Raw genomic sequence first — 3,729 nt, forward strand, 5'->3', positions numbered from 1 at the left:
CACAACATTTTGTAGGAGTGAGCCTACTGGCGATAGCGGTGTATCAGCCAACCTATTTGTCGCTGACCCACCGCTATCGCGAGCAGGCTCACTCCTACATTGAAATGAATTCACACCGACCATGACCGAGTATTGAAGATGACCGACACCCCGCATTTCCCGCTCTCCGCCGTGGTCGGCGCCGATGACCTGAAACTCGCGCTGTGCCTGACCGCCATCGACCCGAAAATCGGTGGCGTGCTGATCGAAGGCCCGCGCGGCATGGCCAAGTCCACCCTGGCCCGTGGCTTGGCTGATCTGCTGGCGAGCGGACAGTTCGTCACGCTGCCATTGGGCGCCACCGAAGAGCGTCTGGTCGGCACTCTTGATCTCGACGCCGCGCTGAGTGAAGGGCGGGCGCAGTTTTCTCCCGGTGTTTTGGCCAAGGCTGACGGCGGTGTGCTGTACGTCGATGAAGTAAACCTGCTGCCCGATCATCTGGTCGACCTGCTGCTCGATGTGGCTGCCAGTGGTACCAACCTGATCGAGCGCGACGGCATCTCCCATCGGCATTCGGCGCGATTTGTATTGATCGGCACGATGAACCCGGAAGAGGGTGAATTACGGCCACAGCTGCTTGACCGTTTCGGCCTGAACGTCGCCCTCAGCGGCCACACCGCGCCGACCGAACGTGGGCAGATCATCCGGCGCCGACTGGATTTCGACAGCGATCCACAGGCGTTCTGCGTGCAGTGGGAAGCCCAGCAGCAAGCGCTGCGTGAGCGCTGCGAACAGGCGCGCATCGCCTTGGCGAACATCCCGCTGGATGACGACGCTTTGGCGAGCATCACCCAGCGTTGCTTCGCTGCTGGCGTCGATGGCTTGCGTGCCGATCTGGTCTGGCTGCGGGCGGCCCGTGCGCACGCAGCATGGCGCGGCGCTGCAGCGATTGCCGAGCAGGACATCGACGCCGTGGCGGAATTTGCCCTGCGGCATCGCCGTCGCGAATCCTCTTCTTCCAGCCCTCAGCCACCCGCGCAGAACCCGGCCAGTAGCCAGGCCGAACCGAGCGAAGGGCAGGGCCAGTGGGGCGATATGCCCGCCCCGGCACTGGCCACTGGCGCTCGCCGCGAAGTGCCGAGCTGGCCAAAAAAGTAACCGGCATTCGTCCCCGATCCGACGCGGGGGCGAATGCCAGACCCCGCGCCGGACGCCTCGACCACGGACGCCAGGGCCAGCGCCACGCTGCGCGCAGCGGCCTGGTGAACTGGCCGGGCACGCTGCTCAATGGTCGGCCGCAGACTCGTGAAGATCTGCAGTTCCAGTTGCGTACTCGAACTCCCCATGAGCTGTGGCTGGTGATCGTTGATGCCTCGGCTTCAACGCGTCGGCATCAGGCGCTGAGCGATGCCAAGGGGTTGCTCGCGCAATTGTTCGATGATGCTTATCGGCAGCGTGCGCGGCTGGCCCTGCTGACCGCCAGCGGCAGCGCGCCGAAATGGCAGGTGCAAGGTCTGAAAGCATCGAGTGGCTTGCGCACCTGGCTGGAGGCGTTGGGGGCGGGCGGCGGCACGCCGTTGGTGGCGGCATTGACGCAGGCACAGCAATGGCTGGTGCAGCGACAAAAGCGCTTCCCGGCCGAGCAGCAGCGCTTGCTGGTGGTCACGGATGGGCGTTTGAAAGCCTTACCGTCGATGCCGCCGCTGGAGTGTCCGGGATTGTTGATCGACATTGAGCGTGGGCCGATCCGCCTGACTCGGGCGCGGGAATTAGCGGCGGCGCTGAGTGCGGAATATCGGCATATCGATGATGTGTGATGCCTGTGCGGGCCTCTTCGCGAGCAAGCCCGCTCCCACACTGTGAGCGGTGTTCACAGATTACGAGTGCGACAAAAATCCTTGTAGGAGCCAGCCTGCTGGCGATGGCATCCACTCAATTCCAAGTGAACATGGCAATCAGGGAGCGACCCTCTATGCTCCACACCAGCCCAATCACAAGGAGTGAATCATGCGGGTACTGGTCGCCAATCCTCAGGACGATTTTCGCGTCAAAGCCTACGCCGGCACCAACGGCGTATTACTCGCCATGGACCTCGCCGAGCCCCGACGCAAAGGCCTGCTTGGGTTTGCCATTGAGAAGCAGCAGGGCGACAAACCGTGGTTGTTCCTGTTCAACAGCCTGACATTTCCCGGCAAGACGCACACCTTCCCGCAGTATCACGCCACGCCCAGCGATAAAGCGCCGCTACAGAAATTCCGCTGGGCCGATTACGCGGTCAACCCGGGCACGACCATGCACTATCGCGTGCATTTGGCCTACGGCACGGCGGACGCGCCGCTATTGGGCGAATCACTGGAGCTAAGCATCACCAGTGACGACGGCCACCCAGCCAATCAAAGTGTGATCTTCAACCGTGCTGTGGCCGCCAGTCAGGCCTTCCAGCGCAAGTTTCCCGACCTTGACGCGCAGATCAGCGCCAACAAGAACCTGCCCATCGAAGCTTGGCCCGACGCGGCGCGACTGTGGCTGGAGAACGGGTTGCTGGAGCGATTACTGGGCTTTATCGAACGTGCGGTGGACGCGCAGTGGGCGCTGGACATCGCGATCTACGAGTACCAGTTGCAGGCGATAATCGATGCAGTGAATGCCGCATTTACCCGAGGGGTTCAGGTGCGTGTGCTGTATCACGCTCAGCCTGATGATCCCGATACGACCCTGAACGAAACGAACCTTGCCAAATTGCCGGCGGCGAACAAGCGCGGCCGGGTCACCCATAACATCTTTCACGACAAATTCATTGTTCTCAGCCGTGTCGATGGCGCGGGTCAGCGGCAACCGCAGGCGGTGCTGTGCGGCAGCACCAATTTCACCGCCAATGGCGTGTATCGCCAGGCTAACGTGGTGCATACGCTCGACGACGTGACGATTGCCACGCGTTATTTGCAAGTGTTTGAAGAGGTCTGGGCCAACCCCGCCGATGTCGCTGCGACGCGCAGCTGGATCACCGAGCACAACCCGATGGACCCAACACAGGCGCTGTTCGCCGGGTTCTCGCCACGCAGCGGTGGTGGCGATTTGCGTGAGTTTGTCGAGATCATCGAGGCGGCGAAAAAGGACGTGTTGTTCGTCACCGCTTTCAGCCTGCCGGACGCGATTCTCAACGCGCTGCTCGGCAAACCGCATGACGACATCCTGCGTTACGGCCTGCAAAATACCGCGAGCAGCATCACCGGATTTCATGCCGACCGCACCGCCGAATTCGCTGCCACAGCTTTGCTCAACACCGGGCTGGAAGGCTGGCTGAAAGAAAACATGAAAGGCCAGAAGGGCAACCTGCTGGTGCATACCAAAGCCGTGATCACCGACTTCACCACCGATGCGCCGACCATCATCAGCGGTAGTCACAACCTCAGTACCTCGGCCAGTAACGGCAATGACGAAAATTACCTGATCATTCGCGGCGATACTGATCTGGCGGATCGCTATGGCCTGGAATTGCTGCGGTTTTATGAGCATTACCGCTTTCGCTATTTCGCGAAAAAACTCGAGCTCAAGCAGGTGAGTCCGCTGGCGGTGGATGACAGCTGGACCAACGATTATTACGTGGAAGGGGATTTGCGGCAGTTGTCGCGGTTGCGTTTTGCCGGGCGATGATGTGGCGTGTTTGATGACCCCTTCGCGAGCAAGCCCGCTCCCACATTGGCCCCTCTTTGAACTCAGAACTTGCGTCCGACGAACAACCCCTGTGGG

3 protein-coding genes are annotated in these 3,729 nt (G+C 61.3%); all 3 read left to right on the top strand.

Features of this window, described 5'->3' with window-relative positions; genetic code table 11:
• The first annotated feature begins 138 nt into the window (after positions 1 to 138).
• The 3 genes from QMX91_RS29725 to QMX91_RS29735 all read left to right on the top strand — a co-directional run bounded on the left by QMX91_RS29725 (position 139) and on the right by QMX91_RS29735 (position 3,633).
• Positions 139 to 1,137: an AAA family ATPase gene (locus tag QMX91_RS29725; protein ID WP_103367200.1), complete on the top strand. Its 999-nt coding sequence runs from the start codon at positions 139 to 141 to the stop codon at positions 1,135 to 1,137.
• Complete coding sequence (locus QMX91_RS29730; RefSeq protein WP_282413810.1) at positions 1,065 to 1,796, top strand: VWA domain-containing protein; 732 nt, start codon at positions 1,065 to 1,067, stop codon at positions 1,794 to 1,796. Before QMX91_RS29725 ends, QMX91_RS29730 begins: the two co-directional genes overlap by 73 nt.
• Before the next feature lie 190 nt (positions 1,797 to 1,986).
• On the top strand, positions 1,987 to 3,633 hold the full coding sequence (locus QMX91_RS29735) for a phospholipase D-like domain-containing protein (RefSeq protein ID WP_282413811.1): 1,647 nt from the start codon (positions 1,987 to 1,989) through the stop codon (positions 3,631 to 3,633).
• The last annotated feature ends 96 nt before the right edge of the window (positions 3,634 to 3,729 follow it).

Origin of the sequence: Pseudomonas sp. PS01299 (assembly GCF_029960145.1) — a bacterium.
Classification (GTDB): domain Bacteria; phylum Pseudomonadota; class Gammaproteobacteria; order Pseudomonadales; family Pseudomonadaceae; genus Aquipseudomonas; species Aquipseudomonas putida_A.